The sequence below is a fragment of the Stenotrophomonas sp. YJH_SMC_14-1 genome (genome assembly GCF_059372275.1).
Window position 1 is genome coordinate 1 of the sequence record NZ_JCAFVK010000017.1, and the last position, 17,896, is coordinate 17,896.

Annotated in this window: 15 protein-coding genes and 1 pseudogene; 11 read left to right on the forward strand and 5 right to left on the reverse strand. The window is 66.9% G+C overall.

Annotated elements, in window-relative coordinates; genetic code table 11:
- Nucleotides 1-162 precede the first annotated feature (162 nt).
- Complete coding sequence (locus AC5P9P_RS20175; RefSeq protein WP_495233064.1) at nucleotides 163-1,116, reverse strand: helix-turn-helix transcriptional regulator; 954 nt, start codon at nucleotides 1,114-1,116, stop codon at nucleotides 163-165.
- A gap of 447 nt (nucleotides 1,117-1,563) precedes the next feature.
- Here AC5P9P_RS20175 and AC5P9P_RS20180 point away from each other — a divergent pair, with 447 nt between their 5' ends.
- The 7 genes and pseudogenes from AC5P9P_RS20180 to AC5P9P_RS20210 all read left to right on the forward strand — a co-directional run bounded on the left by AC5P9P_RS20180 (nucleotide 1,564) and on the right by AC5P9P_RS20210 (nucleotide 9,438).
- The gene (locus AC5P9P_RS20180; RefSeq protein WP_111173411.1) at nucleotides 1,564-2,322 is read left to right on the forward strand and encodes an SDR family NAD(P)-dependent oxidoreductase; all 759 of its coding nucleotides are present in this window, start codon (nucleotides 1,564-1,566) and stop codon (nucleotides 2,320-2,322) included.
- Nucleotides 2,323-2,451: 129 nt separating this feature from the next.
- A pseudogene (locus AC5P9P_RS20185) lies at nucleotides 2,452-2,904 on the forward strand (MgtC/SapB family protein).
- A 221-nt stretch (nucleotides 2,905-3,125) separates the two neighbouring features.
- Nucleotides 3,126-4,784, forward strand: coding sequence for an L-lactate permease (gene lldP / locus AC5P9P_RS20190; RefSeq protein WP_495233065.1), 1,659 nt, complete (start codon nucleotides 3,126-3,128; stop codon nucleotides 4,782-4,784).
- Nucleotides 4,785-4,837: 53 nt separating this feature from the next.
- Nucleotides 4,838-5,602: a transcriptional regulator LldR gene (lldR, locus tag AC5P9P_RS20195; RefSeq protein ID WP_049403505.1), complete on the forward strand. Its 765-nt coding sequence runs from the start codon at nucleotides 4,838-4,840 to the stop codon at nucleotides 5,600-5,602.
- Between the two features lie 4 nt (nucleotides 5,603-5,606).
- Nucleotides 5,607-6,746, forward strand: coding sequence for an FMN-dependent L-lactate dehydrogenase LldD (gene lldD / locus AC5P9P_RS20200; protein ID WP_005410033.1), 1,140 nt, complete (start codon nucleotides 5,607-5,609; stop codon nucleotides 6,744-6,746).
- Nucleotides 6,743-8,443, forward strand: coding sequence for a D-lactate dehydrogenase (gene dld / locus AC5P9P_RS20205; protein WP_495233066.1), 1,701 nt, complete (start codon nucleotides 6,743-6,745; stop codon nucleotides 8,441-8,443). The genes lldD and dld overlap by 4 nt, the downstream gene beginning before the upstream one ends.
- 110 nt (nucleotides 8,444-8,553) lie before the next feature.
- On the forward strand, nucleotides 8,554-9,438 hold the full coding sequence (locus AC5P9P_RS20210; RefSeq protein ID WP_495233067.1) for a hypothetical protein: 885 nt from the start codon (nucleotides 8,554-8,556) through the stop codon (nucleotides 9,436-9,438).
- A gap of 94 nt (nucleotides 9,439-9,532) precedes the next feature.
- Here AC5P9P_RS20210 and AC5P9P_RS20215 read toward each other — a convergent pair whose 3' ends face one another.
- Nucleotides 9,533-9,829: a hypothetical protein gene (locus AC5P9P_RS20215; RefSeq protein ID WP_005410030.1), complete on the reverse strand. Its 297-nt coding sequence runs from the start codon at nucleotides 9,827-9,829 to the stop codon at nucleotides 9,533-9,535.
- A gap of 171 nt (nucleotides 9,830-10,000) precedes the next feature.
- On the opposite strand from AC5P9P_RS20215, the gene AC5P9P_RS20220 reads away from it, so the two are divergent.
- Nucleotides 10,001-10,675, forward strand: coding sequence for a decarboxylase (locus AC5P9P_RS20220; protein ID WP_111108302.1), 675 nt, complete (start codon nucleotides 10,001-10,003; stop codon nucleotides 10,673-10,675).
- A gap of 68 nt (nucleotides 10,676-10,743) precedes the next feature.
- Nucleotides 10,744-11,520, forward strand: coding sequence for a CDP-diacylglycerol diphosphatase (locus AC5P9P_RS20225; RefSeq protein ID WP_005413766.1), 777 nt, complete (start codon nucleotides 10,744-10,746; stop codon nucleotides 11,518-11,520).
- Here the strand turns inward: AC5P9P_RS20225 and AC5P9P_RS20230 are convergent.
- Entirely contained in the window at nucleotides 11,517-12,116 is a 600-nt protein-coding gene (locus tag AC5P9P_RS20230) for a GNAT family N-acetyltransferase (RefSeq protein ID WP_033833900.1), read from the reverse strand. The genes AC5P9P_RS20225 and AC5P9P_RS20230 overlap by 4 nt on opposite strands.
- Nucleotides 12,117-12,333: 217 nt before the next feature.
- Here AC5P9P_RS20230 and AC5P9P_RS20235 point away from each other — a divergent pair, with 217 nt between their 5' ends.
- Nucleotides 12,334-15,060, forward strand: a complete 2,727-nt coding sequence (locus tag AC5P9P_RS20235; RefSeq protein ID WP_049403498.1) for a TonB-dependent receptor plug domain-containing protein — start codon at nucleotides 12,334-12,336, stop codon at nucleotides 15,058-15,060.
- Between the two features lie 80 nt (nucleotides 15,061-15,140).
- On the opposite strand, the gene AC5P9P_RS20240 is transcribed toward AC5P9P_RS20235, so the two are convergent.
- Nucleotides 15,141-15,782 (reverse strand): hypothetical protein, encoded by a 642-nt coding sequence (locus tag AC5P9P_RS20240; RefSeq protein ID WP_033833898.1) that lies wholly within the window; start codon nucleotides 15,780-15,782, stop codon nucleotides 15,141-15,143.
- A gap of 182 nt (nucleotides 15,783-15,964) precedes the next feature.
- On the opposite strand from AC5P9P_RS20240, the gene AC5P9P_RS20245 reads away from it, so the two are divergent.
- Nucleotides 15,965-17,125, forward strand: a complete 1,161-nt coding sequence (locus AC5P9P_RS20245) for an amidohydrolase family protein (protein WP_033833896.1) — start codon at nucleotides 15,965-15,967, stop codon at nucleotides 17,123-17,125.
- A 78-nt stretch (nucleotides 17,126-17,203) separates the two neighbouring features.
- Here the strand turns inward: AC5P9P_RS20245 and AC5P9P_RS20250 are convergent, their stop codons facing one another.
- Nucleotides 17,204-17,641, reverse strand: coding sequence for a DUF3806 domain-containing protein (locus AC5P9P_RS20250; protein ID WP_049403496.1), 438 nt, complete (start codon nucleotides 17,639-17,641; stop codon nucleotides 17,204-17,206).
- Nucleotides 17,642-17,896: the final 255 nt, after the last annotated feature.

The following is a 17,896-nucleotide window of genomic DNA, read 5'->3' on the forward strand; positions in this document are numbered from 1 at the left end:
CAAGGCTGGGCCATGGCATGCCGATCGACCAAGATCGACACCTGCCAAGGCGGAGCCATGGCATGTCGATTCAGGCGGGTGGGGTAGTGCCGGCCGCTGGCCGGCATCCGCGATGGCGCGGGAGCGTGTCGACCAAGGTCAACACCTACCAGGGCACAGGCCTCACCCCACCTTCGAAGGGCCCGTGCGCCAGCGGCTGGGGACCAGGCCGAAACGCTTGCGGAATGCCGCGGCGAAGTTGCTGGGATGACGGTAGCCGCTGGCGGCGGCGGCCTGCTCGACCGTCCAGCCGTCCTCGCGCAGGCCCTGTTCGGCGTGGCGCATGCGCTGCTCGTGCAGGTAGTCGAACACCGAGCAGCCGTACTGCTGGGCGAAATGACGGCGCAGCGAGCTGGGGCTCATGCAGGCCAGCTGGGCCAGCTCGACCAGGCTATGGGCGTGACTGGGCTCGTCATGCAGGTAGGCACGCACGCGCTCCAAGCGCTCGCGCTGGCCGGCCCGCAGCGTTCGTACAGGGTCGGTCTGCAGATCCTCGGCCTTCAGGCCAACGGCCAGCAGCTGCAGAGCAACGCCCTCGCGCCACAAGGCGTCGATGCCATCTTCCCATGGGCTGTCGAACAACTGGCCGAGTACCGGCAGCAGGGTATGCGGAATGGCCCAGTGGCGGCATTCCAGGTGGCTGTTGAGCGCGGTCTCCAGCTGCGGCAGATGGAACAGATCCGGATCGATCTGGCCGGGCACCATGACGCTGACGCCGCGCATGCGCGTTTCGCCGGGATGCGCACCGGTCATCTCGACCTGCTCGCGGTGGTGCGTGGTCATCGCCGTGCCGGCGCGCAGGGTGAAACCACCGCGTCGCGGAATGCGCACATCGACCTGGCCCTGCAGCATCACGCGGATGGCCAGGCCGGGACTCTGCTGGGCGGTCGCTACATAAGGAAAGCGATTATGGACGTCGGAGGCGATCAGGCTCATGCCGCCGCGCAGGAACTGCTCGTTGACCTCGCCATGGCCGGCCCACTGGTCGTCGCGCAGGTGTTCCGGGTCAGCGCGGTAATCGAAGCCATGACGGTGGCCAAAGCGGCGGTAATCGGCAAAAGTGAAGTATCGGGACATCGCTCGGCACGTACTTTGGAGGTGGACGCTGGCATTACCTCGCCCACGCGCTCTGCAACGCAGATGCAGATCCGGTCGTTACCCGCGCAGGCATGCTGGGAAGCAGTGGCGTGGGCACTCTGGATGGCTGGGGAAACGCCAGATTGAATGGAGTGTGTCGAAGAAACTGGAAACGTTTCCCATTGTCGCCTCGATTCGCGCGCTTTTGATTCCAATAGGGTCAAAACAATTGACGATTACGGCCAAAGTGAAAATGCCGCCGAGCATACGCCGGCGTTTTGCATGCATATCCGTACGTAATTCCATACATCAACTTGAGTTGAGGTTTCATGGCTGGAACGATCACCCGTAGACGCGGTGTCAGCCAGGCCATCACAGGCACGCGCGTAGGGTGGGGTAGTTGGCTGCTGCAGGCCACTTCGATACCCCCACTGATGGAGAACGCAGATGATTGATTACCAACTCACCGGCAAGACCGCGATCGTGACCGGCGGCGTGTCCGGCATTGGTCTGGCCGTGGCGCAGACCCTGGCGGCGTCCGGCGCGCGGATCTCGGTCTGGGACCTGAAGCAGGATGCGGTGGATGCCACCGTGGCGCAGTTGCGCAATGCCGGTGCACAGGCGACTGGCATCGCGCTGGACGTCACCGACGACGCAGCGGTGGAGGCGGCGGTGCAGCGCACGATCAAGGAACTCGACGGCCTGCATGTGGCGGTCAACAACGCCGGTATCGGCGGGCCGGCCGCCAGCAGCGGTGACTATCCGATCGATGGCTGGCAGCGGGTCATCGACGTCAACCTGACCAGCGTGTTCCTGTGCCAGCGTGCGCAGATCCGGGCAATGCGAGCCGCTGGAACCGGCGGCAGCATCATCAACATGGCCTCGATCCTGGGCCAGGTGGGGTATGCCGGTTCCACCGCTTATGCGGCCGCCAAGCACGGCGTGGTCGGGCTGACCCAGACCGCCGCCTGGGAACATGCCGCCGACGGCGTTCGTGTCAACGCGGTCGGCCCGGGCTTCATCAGCACACCGCTGCTGGAGAAGATGGACCCGAAGGTGCGCGCCACGCTGGAAGGCCGTCACGCCTTGAAGCGGCTGGGTACTGCCGAGGAAGTGGCGGCGCTGGTGGCCTGGCTGGCCAGCGACGATGCGTCGTTCGCGACCGGCGCGTACTACGCCATCGATGGTGGCTACCTGGCGCAGTGAGCGAATGCGGTCAGTAGATCCACGCCATGCGTGGATGAATGCGTGCGGTGAAGAAGGCGTGCCATCGCCTTCACCGCCGTCCCACGACCGCCGAGCAACGCTCCGGGAAAAACCCCCGGAGCCTTTGCCATGGAACTCACCCAGGATGTCTCGATCCTGCTGCGCGTTGCCGCAGCGATGCTGTTCGGCGGCGTGCTCGGCGTCGAGCGCGAGATGGGCAAGCACGCCGCTGGCCTGCGTACGCACATGCTGATCGCAGGGGCCGCCGCGTTGATCGTCGGCCTTGGCGACTCGGTGGCCGAGCATTTCCAGCAGGAGCGTTACCGCGACCTGCTGCAGGTTGATCCGGTGCGCCTGATCGAAGCAGTGGTGGCCTGTGTCGGCTTTGTTGCCGCTGGCACCATCCTGCGTGGGTCACGCGAGGACCAGGTCAGCGGCCTGACCACGGCCAGCTCGCTGATCATGGCGGCGGCCATCGGGATTGCGGTGGGGATCAGCAAGTAGGTGATCGCGATCGGGGTGAGCGTGCTGTGCGTGCTGGTGCTGGCGGTGATGCGGCGGTTGGAGAAACGGATCTCGTAGGGAATCTCGAATTGCCGGCCAGCGGCCGGCACTACCATGGCGATCTTGATGGTCGGACCAATATGGCATCTAGCCCTATGGTCTAATAGGCTCTCCGTCGGAGTGGCGGTTAAATCCGCTGCAAGTGGTCTGATCGAAACCATTATTGGTACGACCAATAATCAGCCACGGCGATCCACCGCCTGCGGTGGGGCACCTTCCGCATCCAGTCGAGAGTCTTCATGCAGCCTTGGCAACACCTGTACGACCCCGCCGGCAACCTGTGGTTGTCCAGCCTGATCGCGCTGCTGCCGATCGCGTTCTTCTTCGTTGCCCTGGCCGTGCTGCGCATGAAGGGCTGGCTGGCCGGCACCATCACCGTGGCCATCGCGCTTGGCGTGGCCCTGCTGTTCTACCGCATGCCGTTGAGCCAGGCGCTGGGCGCGGCCGGCTTCGGCTTCGTCTACGGCCTGTGGCCGATCGCGTGGATCATCATCGGCGCGGTGTTCCTCTACAAGGTCTCGGTCAAGACCGGTCAGTTCGACATCATCCGCGCCTCGATCCTGTCGGTGACTGAAGACCAGCGCCTGCAGATGCTGATGGTCGGTTTCGCGTTTGGTGCCTTCCTGGAAGGCGCGGCCGGCTTCGGTGCGCCGGTGGCGATCACTGCGGCGCTGCTGGTCGGGCTGGGCTTCAAGCCGCTGTATGCCGCCGGCCTGTGCCTGATCGTCAACACCGCGCCGGTGGCGTTCGGTGCAATGGGCATTCCGATCATCGTGGCCGGGCAGGTCACCGGCCTGGATGCATTCGAGATCGGCCAGATGGCCGGCCGCCAGCTGCCGTTCCTCACCGTGATCGTGCTGTTCTGGATCATGGCGATCATGGATGGCTGGCGCGGCATCAAGGAAACCTGGCCGGCGGTGCTCGTTGCGGGTGGCTCGTTCGCCATCGCGCAGTACCTGACCTCCAACTTCATCGGCCCGGAGCTGCCGGACATCACCGCATCGCTGGCGTCGCTGGTGTGCCTGACCCTGTTCCTGCGCCGCTGGAAGCCGGTACGGATCTTCCGCTTCGATACCGAAACCAGCGCCGAAGCGGCTGCACAGGCGCTGGAGGCACCGCGCTACAGCGTCGGCCAGATCGCCAAGGCGTGGTCGCCGTTCCTCATCCTCACTGCGATGGTCACGCTGTGGAGCATCAAGCCGTTCAAGTCGCTGTTCGCGGCAGGCGGCCCGCTGGAAGGCTGGGTGCTGAAGGTCCCGGTGCCGGGCCTCGACCAGAGGGTGCAGAAGATGCCACCGATCGTGGACGCGCCGCTCAGCTATGAGGCGGTCTACAAGTTCGACTGGTTCTCGGCCACCGGCACCTCGATCATCCTCGCGGCGGTGATCGCGATCATCGCGCTGCGCATGCCAGCCCGGTCGGCGCTGCAGACCTTCGGTGAAACCGTGCGTGAGCTGCGCATGCCGATCTATTCGATTGGCATGGTGCTGGCGTTCGCCTTCATCGCCAACTACTCGGGACTGTCTGCCACGCTGGCCCTGGCGCTGGCGCATACCGGCGACGCGTTCCCGTTCTTCTCACCGTTCCTGGGCTGGCTGGGCGTGTTCCTGACCGGCTCGGACACCTCGTCCAATGCGTTGTTCTCGGCGTTGCAGGCGACCACAGCACAGCAGATCGGCGTGTCCGACGTGCTGCTGGTGGCGGCCAACACCACCGGTGGTGTCACCGGCAAGATGATCTCGCCGCAGTCGATCGCCATTGCCTGCGCGGCGGTCGGCCTGGCCGGCAAGGAGTCGGACCTGTTCCGTTTCACGGTCAAGCACAGCCTGGTCTTCACCACCATGGTCGGCCTGATCACCCTGGCCCAGGCCTACTGGCTGACCTGGATGATCCCCTGAGCCATGCACGGCTGGCCGACCACCCGCTGCGCGCTTCGGGCCACAATGGCGCCATGAGCATGCAACGCATTTCGGACAAGGTGGCCGCACAGCTGCGCGGCCTGGTGCAGGAACAGCGGCTGCAGCCGGGTGACCGGCTGCCGGCCGAGCGCACCTTGGCGGTGCAGCTGGGGGTCTCGCGCACGGCCTTGCGCGAAGCCATCGCGCAGCTGGCCAGCCAGGGCCTGCTGACCGCACGGGTTGGTGGCGGTACCTACGTGGCCGAACCGGCGGCGCGCGCGCGGCAGGCGCTGGATGAACCGCTGGCGCCGTACCTGCCGCTGTTCCAGGGCGACCCGGAATACCGCTTCGACGTACTGGAGATCCGCCATGCGCTGGAAGGCGCCACCGCCTGGCATGCGGCGCTGCGTGCCACCGACGAGGACCGCACGCGCATCGCGCAGGCCTTCCAGACCATGATGGACGCGCACGGCAAGGACGACCCCACCGGTGAAGCGGAGGCCGACGCAGCCTTCCACCTGTCCATCGCCGAGGCATCGCACAACCTGGTGCTGCTGCAGGTGATGCGCGGCCTGTTCGAGCTGCTGCAGACCAACATCTCGCAGAGCCGCGAAAAGCTCTACACCTCGGCGAGGACCTTCTCGCCGTTGTCCGACCAGCACCGCGAGATGATGGACGCGGTGCTGGCCGGCGACCCCGAACGCGCGCGCGCAGCCGCGCATGCCCACCTCGAGTTCGTGCACACCACGCTGCGCACGCTCGATGACAACGAAGCCCGGCGTGCGCGGGCCTCGCGTCTACCTTCCCCACACGGTTGACCCCATGATCATCTCCGCCTCCACCGATTACCGTGCTGCTGCCGAACGGCGGCTGCCGCCGTTCCTGTTCCACTACATCGATGGCGGCGCGTATGCCGAGCACACGCTGAAGCGCAACGTTTCCGACCTGTCCGACATCGCGCTGCGCCAGCGCATCCTGCGCAACATGTCCGACCTGAGCCTGGAAACCGAGCTGTTCGGCGAAACGCTGGCAATGCCGGTGGCGCTGGCGCCGGTCGGCCTGACCGGCATGTATGCCCGGCGCGGTGAAGTGCAGGCGGCGCGCGCGGCCGACAGCCGCGGCATCCCGTTCACGCTGTCGACCGTATCGGTGTGCCCGATCGAGGAAGTGGCACCGGCCATCCAGCGGCCGATGTGGTTCCAGCTGTACGTGCTGCGCGACCGTGGCTTCATGCGCAACGCACTGGAGCGGGCGCAGGCCGCTGGCGTGACCACGCTGGTGTTCACCGTGGACATGCCGGTGCCGGGCGCGCGCTACCGCGATGCACACTCCGGCATGAGCGGCCCGAATGCCTCGCTGCGCCGCATCGGCCAGGCCATCACCCATCCGCACTGGGCGTGGGACGTGGGACTGTTCGGCCGCCCGCATGATCTGGGCAACATCTCCACCTACCGTGGCAACCCGACCGGGCTGGAGGATTACATCGGTTGGCTGGGCAGCAACTTCGATCCCTCCATTTCCTGGAAGGACCTGGAGTGGATCCGCGAATTCTGGAAGGGCCCGATGGTGATCAAGGGCATCCTTGACCCGGATGACGCGCGTGATGCGGTCAGGTTCGGTGCCGATGGCATCGTGGTCTCCAACCACGGTGGCCGCCAGCTGGACGGCGTGCTGTCCACCGCACGCGCACTGCCGGCGATTGCCGACGCAGTACAGGGCGATCTGAAGATTCTCGCCGATTCGGGCATCCGTACCGGCCTGGACGTGGTGCGCATGTTGGCGCTCGGTGCCGATACCGTGCTGCTGGGGCGTGCCTTCGTCTATGCGCTGGCCGCGCAGGGCGAGGCCGGCGTGGCCAACCTGCTGGACCTGATCGCCAAGGAGATGCGCGTGGCGATGACACTGACCGGTGCGCGTCGCATCGCTGACATCGGCCGCGATTCGCTGGTCAGCCTGCCATGAGTGGCCACGATGCCGTGCTGGCACAGTTGCGCGACGCGGTCGGCAGCCGCCATGTACTGACCGGCGACAAGGCCACGCGCCGCTTCCGTCGCGGCTACCGCTTCGGCGATGGCCCGGTACTGGCGGTGGTGCGCCCGGGTACCTTGCTGGAACTGTGGCGCGTGCTGCAGGCAGCGGTGCAGGGTGGGGCGGCGATCATCCTGCAGGCGGCCAATACCGGGCTGACCGGTGGCTCGACCCCGGACGGCGATGACTACGGTCGGCCGATCGTGCTGGTCAGCACGCTGCGCCTGACCGGCATCCAGCTGTTGAACGAAGGGCGCCAGGTGCTCTGCCTGCCCGGTGCCACGCTCGACCGCCTGGAGCAGACGCTGGCACCGCTGGGCCGTGAACCGCATTCGGTGATCGGCTCGTCCTGCATCGGCGCCTCGGTGCTGGGCGGCATCTGCAACAACTCCGGCGGCGCGCTGGTGCGCCGTGGCCCGGCCTACACCGAGCTGGCGCTGTACGCGCGGGTCGATGCGCAGGGCCAACTACAGCTGGTCAACCATCTCGGCATCGCGCTGGGCGATACGCCCGAGCAGATCCTGCAGCGCCTGCAGGCGGGCGACTACAGTGCGTCGGATGTGGGGGACGGCGACGGCCGCGCAGCCTCCGATCCGCGCTACGCCGACGAAGTGCGCAAGGTCGACGCCGATACCCCGGCGCGCTTCAATGCTGATCCCAGCCGCCACTACGAGGCTGCCGGTTCGGCCGGCAAGCTGGCGGTGTTCGCGGTGCGCCTGGATACCTTCGAAAAGGAGGCCGCCGAAGTCTTCTACATCGGCAGCAACCGCACCGACAGCCTCACGGCGATCCGCCGCCAGCTGCTGACCGGCTTCGAGCGCCTGCCGATTGCCGGTGAGTACATCCACCGCGATGCCTACGACATCGGCGAGCGCTACGGCAAGGACAGCTTCCTGCTGATCGACCGCCTCGGCACCGCACGTGTACCTGCCGCGTTCGCATTGAAGAGCCGCGTCGACGGCTGGTTCGAACGGCTGGGCCTGCGCGGGGTGGCCGACCGGGTGATGCAGGTGCTGACCGGCCTGCTGCCTTCGCACCTGCCCAAGCGCATGGGCGAGTTCCGCCAGCGTTATGAGCATCATCTGTTGCTGAAGGTCTCCGCGCAGGACGCAGCAGAAACCGAGGCCTGGCTGCGCGACTTCTTCACTGGCCACGAAGGTGGCTATTTCCACTGCACCGCGGAGGAGGGGCGCAAGGCGTTCCTGCATCGCTTCGCCGTGGCCGGTGCCGCGGTGCGCTACCGCGAAGTGCATCGCGGGCAGGTGCAGGACATCGTGGCGCTGGACATTGCCCTGCGCCGAGATGATGCCGATTGGTTCGAGCAGTTGCCGGCCGATATCGACGGCCGCCTGCTGCACAAGCTGTATTACGGGCACTTCCTGTGCCACGTGTTCCACCAGGACTACATCGCGCGCAAGGGTGAAGACCCGATGGCGATCGAGCACGCAATGTGGGCATTGCTGGACCAGCGTGGTGCCGAGTACCCGGCCGAGCACAATGTCGGTCACCTGTACCCGGCCAAGCCGGCGCTGGCCGGGTTCTACAGGCAGCTGGACCCGAGCAATACGTTCAATCCGGGTATCGGCCAGACCTCGAAGAAAAAAGGGTGGGGTGGCTGCGACTGCGGATGATGTAGAGCCGAGCCGGCGCTCAGCTGGTGTTTGTGGTGAGAAGCAGTCGAGCAGGCTCGACGCCGCCCGGTCAACGGTTACCATCGGAAGCCCATACGCAGGAGCCGTCCATGCCCACCGCTGCCGCCCGCGCCACCCTGTGCACTGCATTGCTGGCGACCCCGCTGCTGGCGCTGGCCCAGGGCGCGATCCTGCCGCAGCAGCGCGATGCCGCCGGCAACGTGATGGAGCCGCTGGGGCAGGTGCTGATCGCGAGTGAGACTGGACCGTCGGGGCTTTACGACTGCACCCGGGACGGCAACTGGTGCGTGCGCGTGCAGCCGGTCTCCGAGGAAGGGGACCGGCCCACCATGCTTGAAGTGCTGGAAAAGGTGCAGGGCCAAGGCAAGCCCCACAGCTATCACGTCAGCATCGATGTGCCGCAGGAAAGCGAGCTGAAACTCTGGCCCTGGATCGTACGCCTGGCCCCGGGTGTCGGTAGCGATGAACCGGTGACCGACCCGCAGCAGCGCGCCCGCCAGAACGTGCTGGTGGGCGGCATCGTCACGTTCAGCGCCATGTACTCCGGTGGCGGTGCCGATGCGTCCACGCTGCAGTTGGCACGGTTGCGCCATCTGCAGGACGACATCCAGGTGGACGATGATGTGCTGACCCTGCCATGGCTGGGCAACGCGATGATCCGTGCCTGCTTCAGCGAACAGGACAGCAAGCAGCGCGCAGGCGCCTGCCACGACGAGTACGGCTTTTCGGCGAAGCTGGCGCTGGACGTTGCAGAGCAGGGGATGCCGGTGCTGCGCTACCAGACGGTGGCGACCCGGTTCCCGGCCGGTGTTTCGCGCTTCGAGGATTCGCTGGCCAGGGGGCCGCTGAAGAAGCAGGATCTGCGCATCGAACAGGACCCGGCGTGTACCTACACGCGGCTGTTCCGCTTCGGGGCGGGGATGTTCCACCCGAACCAGGCACTGCCGGACTGTGCCGGCTATACCGAACCCTGAATTGTAGAGTCGACCGATGCTCGACGGGTCTTCGGATGGGCGGCGCGAAAAGCCAGTCGAGCATGGCTCGACCCTACAAATGCGGTGGTGGCGCTTACTCGCAGCGCGTGGACGTGATGACGTTGTCCTTGTCCACGAACACGCGCAGGCGGTCCTGGCGGATGTCCTTGGTGGTGATGGTGCTGGGGCCGATCGGGTTGACCAGGCCGGCACCACTCTCGCGGGACAGGCGGCGGATGTTGGGCTCGTTGGCCGGCTGGCCGATCGCCCAGCCCAGCTGGCTGGCGTCGCAGCGGCCGCTGCCTTTGACCTCCGGGCCAGGGGTGCTGACGCAGGCCGACAGCAGCAGGGCAGAGGCTGGCAGCAACAGGGACAGACGGAATGCAGACATGCGAGCGCTCCTGCGCAGGGGAAGATGGCGGGAACGATAGCACCGAGCGTGCGAAAGGCGTCAGCACCCCGGTCATTGCCGGCACAGCGTGGTCATTGCATAGTGGGAGCAATGGCTGGCAATACGCCAGCGGGCAGGCCGGGCCTTTCCGGCGCAGGTGTTGGATACGGTATGACGGCAGGCAGTTTCCGCGGCAAGGACAAGACGATGACGGCGCTGGTGTTGTCGTTGCTGGGCGTAGCGTTTGCCGCCTCCGCCTCCGCCTCCGCCTCCGCTGCCGATCCGGAACCCGCGCCGGTCGAAACCCCGGTATTCGGTGCCTGGCGCAACCTGCAGACCGAATCCGGCTACGCACCGGCCCAGCGTAACCTGGCCTTCGCCATGCTGCCGCAGGCGGCCACCCGCGGTGACCGTTTCGCCATTCTTGACCGCGAAGGCAAGCGCACGGTGTGCTGCCTGCAGGTGGCCAGCCCCTCGCTGGGCGTGGCCGCGCTGCGCGAGCAGTACCACCTGCCGCAGGCCTGGGTGACCGACCTGAGCAATGGCCGCAGCCCCGCACGTCCCTATGTGCCGCACGTCTATGCGATGCAGCGGGTGGACGAGCTGGCCGACTACAGCTTTGCCGATGTGCCTGGCGCCTACAGTGACCTGGGCGGGCTGCTGATTCCGGAAGGTGCCGCGCTGGAGGCCGACGGCAGCGCCGTGCGCCTGGGGGACACCCGCTACCCGCTGCATTTCCAGCGCCAGCCGCACGCCGATGACGATGGGGCGCTGGACCGCTACAGCCTGCAGGCCGGCGAGGGTGCCGCCCCGATCGTGGTTGAAGTGCCGTTCGGCACCTACTGATTGCAGCTTCGCACTGGCTAGAATGCAGCGCGGTGCTGTCTGCCGTGCCTGCTCCGTGAGTCGTTGCCGTGTCCCTGCGCCCCTTCCTGCTGTCCTCCCTGCTGCTGTTGTCCGCCTGTGCCAGTGCGCCGCCGCCGCCGGCCCATTCCGATGCATTGTGGCGATTGATCGAACGTGACTGCCGGGGCGCCGAAGGTCCACGCGGCGACTGCCTGCACGTGGAGACAGCCGCAGACCGCCGCGATGTGCTGGTCAAGGATGCGCACGGCGACTACCAGTTCCTGCTGATGCCGCTGGACAAGGTCAGCGGTATCGAGAGCCGCAGCCTGTACCAGCGTGGTGCACCGAACTACTTCGCTGCCGCCTGGCAGGCGCGCAGCCACACCGAACAGGCCCTGCGGCAACCACTGCCGCGCAACGTCGCCAGCCTGGCGTTGAACTCGCCGCACGGCCGCTCGCAGCACCAGCTGCATATCCACGTGGATTGCCTGCGCGCCGACGTGCTGCAGGCGCTGGACACGCATGCTGCCGCCCTCGGCAGCCGCTGGGCACCGCTGCCGGTCCTGCTGCGCGGCCATCAATACCAGGCACGCCTGCTGGCGGGCGCGGAACTGACCGCCAATCCGCTCAATCTGCTGGCTTACGACCTCGCAGGCGTGGACGACGTTGGTCAGTGGAGCCTGGTCGTGGCCGGCCGGGACGCCGTGCAGGGCGGCCCGGGCTTCATCCTGCTGGCGACCCGGGTGGACGCCGGCACCGGCAACGAGGCCAGCGCCGAAGAACTGCAGGACCACGCCTGCTCGGTGCTGACCGGCGCAGGCGACGCGTTGGAGCGGGTCCGCTAACCCGGTGGCTGCTGGCGGCTGCGCCAGACCGGTGCAGTCAGCGCCAGCAGCTGGCGGTCCTGCCAGCCATCCAGATCCAGATGATGGTCGCGCAACAGGCCTTCGTGCTCGAAGCCGAAGGCGTGCAGCGCAGTGGCGAACGGGTCACTGCAGTCTGGTGGCAGCATCACGAACAGGCGGTGCACGCCCACATCCTCGAACAGGAACGGGCACAGCGCGCGCAGCGCTGCATCCACGTGCGGGTGCCAATGCTGCAGCGACAGCAGCTCGGCGCAGCGCGTATGCAGGGACTGCAGGCGGACATGCAGCTGGTCCAGGACAGTGCCGTGCTCGTCATCGAACACACCCAGCAGCAGCTGGTCGTTGTCCTGCTCCAGCCGCGAGCGATGCATGTGGGCAAGGAAGCGGGCTTCTTCGTCGATACCGGCCGGATGGCGGCGGCCGCGCCGGCGGCGGTCATCGAACAGGCGCCAGGCCGGCAGATCGGCCCGCTGGAACGGGCGCAGGGTGACCGGTGCCACCTGCAGCTGCAGCAGATGGCGGCGCGACACCGGGCGCAGCGGGGGGAGGAGGGATGTGGGGTACGGGGTCATCATCCCCGGAACGATGGCAATGTCCGCTTCGCCAGACCATTCAAAAGATTGCAAAAACGCGACGACCACCGGGCGGAGCCTGATTCGGTTCAGGCATAAGTCCATCAGGGCTGGTCATTTCCGTTGAAACCATCCATTCAGGACACTTTCGTTACGGGATCGTTATGCGCCGCGCAGGCCTCCGGTCCCATACCACCCGTCCAACTCCCCCAGGAAGCCCATGTCCGCCTCCCACAAGGCGCTGCGCCCGCGTCCGCTGGTGCTAGCGCTGTCGTCCCTGATGCTGGTCTCGTCGCCGGCCTTCGCGCAGGAAAGCGCACCCACCTCATTGCAGGAAGTGAAGGTCACCGGCTCGCGCATTCCACGTGCCAGTGTCGAGGGGCCCTCGCCGGTGACGGTGATCAGCCGCGAGCAGATCGACGCGCAGGGCTACCGCAACGCGTTCGACGCGCTGAGCGCCCTGACCGAAAACACCGGCAACGTGCAGGGTGAGGACTTCGGCAACACCTTCACTCCGGCCGCCAACACCATCAACCTGCGCGGGCTGGGCCCGAACCGCACGCTGGTGCTGGTCAACGGCCGTCGCCAGGCCGACTACCCGCTGGCCTACGAAGGCTCGGTGAACGTGGTCAACCTGGCCAACATCCCCAGTGCGCTGATCGAGCGCATCGAAGTGCTGGCTGCCGGTGCGTCTGCGGTGTACGGCTCCGACGCCATTGCCGGTGTGGTCAACATCATCCTCAAGGACCGTTTTGAAGGCGTGGATGTCAACGTGCGCGCCGGCGGCACCCAGCAGGGCGGTGGCGACAACCAGCGCGCGCAGGTGGTTGGTGGCAGTTCCGGCGAGCGCTGGGATGCGCTGTTCGGCTTCGAGTTCGATGTGCGCAAGGCGATCCATGCGCGCCAGCGCGATTTCATGGACTCGCTGGATGATGACCCGGCTGGCAAGGCGCCGCAGGCGACCGCGATCGCGTATCGCCGCAACGCCGCGACCGGTCGCAACATCGATCCGGGCGCCAATGGCTGCGACGCGGCGTCGGATATCTATGGCGGCAGCGTGTTCCGTGCCTTCAACCCGCGCCAGGGCTGGTATTGCGGCAGCAACGAGGCCGCCGCCAGCTACTGGACGGTGCAGACCGAGAAGCGCAACCTCAACGGCTACGGCCTGCTGACCTTCCACGTCAACGAGACCACCGACCTGTTCGCCGATCTGGCCGTGGGCAGCGCACGCATCACCAACAACACCCGTGCGCCCACCTGGACCTCGGCCCGCAACTACTTCTACAACCAGACCACCGGCAACCTGGAAAGCTGGTACCGCCGGTTTGCGCCCGAGGAAATCGGTGGCCTGCCGCGCAATGCCAACCGCTTCCTGGAAAACTCGTGGTCATTCAACGTCGGCGCGCGCGGCCAGATCGGCGACAGTGGCTGGGACTATGAGGCGGTCTACAGCCGTTCGCGTTACGAGAACCGCACCCGCCGCCCGGTGCTGCTGGCCGGTATCAACGAATACCTGCTGGGCCCGAAGCTGGGCGTGCGCAATGGCGTAGAGGTCTATGCGCCGGATCCCGCGCGCCTGTTCCAGCCGCTGAGCCCGAACGAGTACCAGAGCCTGTCCGGCTACCAGGAGAGCCGCAACGCGGCGTGGCTGCAGACCGTCAGCGCCAGCGTCAACGGCCGGCTGTTCGCACTGCCCGGTGGCGACGCTGCGCTGGCCGCGGTGGTCGAAGCTGGCAACCAGGGCTATCGTAATCGACCGGACCCGCGACTGGGCACCGGTGAATTCTGGAACACCAGCGCCGGTATTGGTGCCGGTGGCGAGCGCGACCGCTATGCTGCCGGCGTGGAGCTGCAGCTGCCGTTGCTGCAGTCGCTGACCACCACCCTGGCCGGGCGCTATGACCAGTACCGAGCCGGTGGTGAGCACATCGGCAAGGCGACCTGGAGCTTTGGCGTCGAGTTCCGCCCGATCGAGAGCCTGCTGATCCGTGGTACCGCTGCCACCAGCTTCCGGGCGCCGGACATGAACTACGTGTTCGCGACCGAGACGCGTGGTTACAACCCGGGCATGACCGATTACTGGCGCTGCCGCACCGCAGGCCAGTCGTATGACAACTGCGACTACAACGGCCTGTCGATCGATTACAGCAACCGTGCCAACCCGCAGCTGCAGCCGGAATCGGCCAAGTCGTATGGCTTCGGCGTGGTCTGGTCGCCGGCGGCTGGCTTGGATTTCAGTGCCGATTACTACGACATCCGCATCGACAACGAGGTGACCAGCCTCGATACCAGCCGCATCCTGCGCGACGAGGCCGATTGCCGGTTGGGAAAGACGCTGGGCGGCGAAGCGCGTGACATCGGCTCACCGCTGTGCCAGGACGCGCTGTCGCGTGTGATCCGCAACCCGTCCAATGCAACCGTGCAGCCGGACCAGGTGACCCGTGTGCTGATCAATCCGATCAACGCCGCCTCTGAATCGGTTCGCGGCCTGGACCTGAAGGGCAACTGGCGTTTCGATGCCGGTCGCTATGGCCGCTTCACCACGCGCCTGGCCTACACCGTGGTGCTGGAGCACAAATACCGGCAGTTCTCCGATGATCCGGAGCGTGACATCCGCAATTCGCTGGATGACTACCAGTGGCGCAGCAAGGCCAACGGCAGCATCACCTGGAACCAGGGTGACTGGACCACCACGCTGTACGGCAACCGCTTCGGCTCGCTGCCGAAGACCGATGGCAGTGGCCGCATCGCGCCGTACATGACGTACAACGCCAGCGTGTTCCGCCAGTTCGGCGAGAACCTGTCGGTGGGCGTGATCGTCAACAACCTGCGTGACAGCCGCCCGCCGGCGGACAAGAACGGTGGCGGCTGGCCGTTCTACCCGGTCGGCAACTACGACCCGTATGGCCGCCAGTACTGGGTGCAGCTGGACTACCGGTTCCGCTGATCCGGCAGGCGAACGAAAGGCCCGGCATTGCCGGGCCTTCTGCTGTGTCGATATCCGCCGTGATGGCGCGCGCCGCTCGCCTAGGGCAGTGCCTGCTGCAGGTACGACTCGATGACGTAGCTGAAAGGCTGCTGCTGGCGGTCGCGCAACAGGGCACGCACCTCCAGGATCACGCCGCGGTCGCCTTTGCCCCGCGGCGGCCAGAACGTCTGGTCGGCCAAGGTCTGGCGCTGGAAACCGAGCGGGCCGACCACGCGACCGAACGGTTCATCGGTGCTGTCCAGCACCTGGTTCATGGCCGGGCTGAGGTGGCCGGGCAGGTACCAGTTGTCGGCCTCGGACAGTACGCGGCTACCGCAGACCAGCTGCACGCGGCGATAGCGCAGGTCGGTACCCGGCTTCACGCCCAGCGCCTGCAGCACGTCGGTGGGGGCAGGCTTGTCCTGGCCGTGTACGCGCACTGCACGCACCCGCGCCTGTTCGGCCAGGCCGTGTTCGGCACACCAGTGTTCCAGCGTGGCGGTGGCGCTCTGCCCGGACAGCACGCGCTGGTGCAGGCGCTCGACCAGCGCTGCCGGGGCGATGCGCTGCTGGCCCGGCGGTGACTGCAGCGGCGCGGCAGCCGCTGCATCGGTGGCGGACAGGCTGGCGATCGGGGCGGCGGCAAGCAGGGACGCGGCCTGCCAGCGGCGGAGACGATCGTGGCGGTCGGACGGGCCCATGCGGCATCACAGCGGAAACAGGCGCCCATGTTACCCGTTCAGGGGTGTGCACGGCGTGGCTGCGACCGGTTGTCGCAGGGCAGTCATCGTTCTGGTGAATGCGTGCCATCCAGATATTTCGTTGGCCGATGGCTGCGGCGAGGCGCACGATGGCGCCATTCTTGGCATTCCGGGAGTTCCCGATGACCCTCCAGTTCGTCCATGGCGGTGTCGACCGCGACGGTGCGCCACTGCATTTCCATATCCGTGATGGCCGCATCAGCGGGCTCAATGGCGAGGCCACGCCCGTCGAAGGGGCGGAATGCGTCGACCTGCAGGGCTTCGCGGTGCTGCCCGGGCTGATCGACGGCCACATTCACCTCGACAAGAGCTTCGTCGGCGACCGTTGGCACCCGCACCAGCCGGTGAACAGCCTGCGTGAGCGGCTGGCGGTGGAGAAGGCGGCGGTGGCGGGTGCGGCACCGATGGTGGACCGTGCCGAGGCGCTGATCCGCCAATGCAGTGCTTTCGGTACGGTGGCGATGCGCTGCCATGTCGATATCGACGGCAGCACCGGTCTCGGCCATCTCGAAGCGGTGCGCGAGGCGGCACTGCGCTGCGCCGACATCATGCGGATCCAGCTGGTGGCGTTTCCGCAGGCCGGGGTGATGTCCTGTCCCGGCACCGCCGCCGTACTGGAGCAGGCGCTTGCCGCGGGCGTGGAGGTGCTCGGCGGGATCGACCCGACCACGCTCGATGGTGATGCCGAAGGCCAGCTGGCGCTGCTGTTCGGCCTGGCCGAGCGTTACGGCGTGCAGCTGGACATCCATCTGCACGAGCCCGGCCAAACCGGCCTGGCCCAGCTGCTGCGCATCGCGGCGCGGACGCGGGCCGCCAGCCTGCAGGGGCGGGTTGCGGTCAGCCATGCCTATTCGCTGGGCGAAGTGCCGCTGGCGCGCGCGCTGCAGGTGGGCGAAGCACTGGCCACGGCGGGTGTGGCGATCATGAGCAACGCGCCGGGCGATCATCCGTTCCCGCCGCTGCGCGCGCTGCATGATGCCGGTGTGCGCGTGTTCGCAGGCAATGACAACATCCGCGACTGCTGGTGGCCGTATGGCAATGGGGACCTGCTGCAGCGCGCGATGTTGCTGGGCTACCGTTCCGGGTTCTACACCGACGCCGACCTGATGCTGGCGCTGGACATGGTCACCACCCACGCCGCGCAGGTGATCGGCCTGCCGCAGCATGGCATTGCCGAAGGCCGGCCGGCGACGTTCGTGGCCGTGCGTGCCGAGCACGGCCCGGCCGCCGTGGCCGGAGTGCCGGTGGAGCGCCGCGTGATGGTCGACGGCCGCTGGCTGTAGATCCACGTCATGGCGTGGATGGCACCGTCGCGTGGTCTCATTCATCCACGCATGGCGTGGATCTACCCCGATGTGCCGTCAGGCGTAATCGTCGGCGCGGGTGGCGACGAATTCCTCAAGCCACGCAAGCAGGTGGGCGATGTCGATGATCTCGCCCTGCTCGGCGCGCTTGAGCAGCAGCGTGCTGGCGCCGATCTGCAGGCTGCTGTTGGCATAACGCAGCACCGCGTCGATGCCCCAGGCATCGGTGACCTGCATCCAGGCCAGGCCCGGCACGCGCTGGGCCAGGGTGTCACCGAATGCCACGCCCAGCGCTTCCCAGCCATCGCAGTCGGCACGATCGATCAGCTCGGCATCGACCACGCGCTGCAGTGTGCTGGCCGCCAGCGGCCACTGCACCGGCAACGTCGGGAAGCCGGCCGCCACGCGCGCGGCGATCAGCGAGCGCTGGTGCTGCAGATGCGTCTGCAGCGCCGCAGGCAGCGGATCGAAGCGGGTAGGGATTTCATCGGACATGGCAGGGCGCCGTGGGGCACGGAAACAACAGGCACTCTACGAGGCGATTGTTGCCCGCTATACGGCCGGAGTGACCATGTTTCGATGCGTGATGCGCGAAAGGCATCCACGCAAGGCGTGGATCTTATCTCTTGCCAATCTGGCACCTTGGGTGCCGAGAGCCCGGCGTGGGCGACCGTGTGGATCCAGGTCTTGCGACCGAGAAGTAGCTTGGGTCCCCACGCCGGATTCTCCCTGAACCGCCCGAACAGTTGG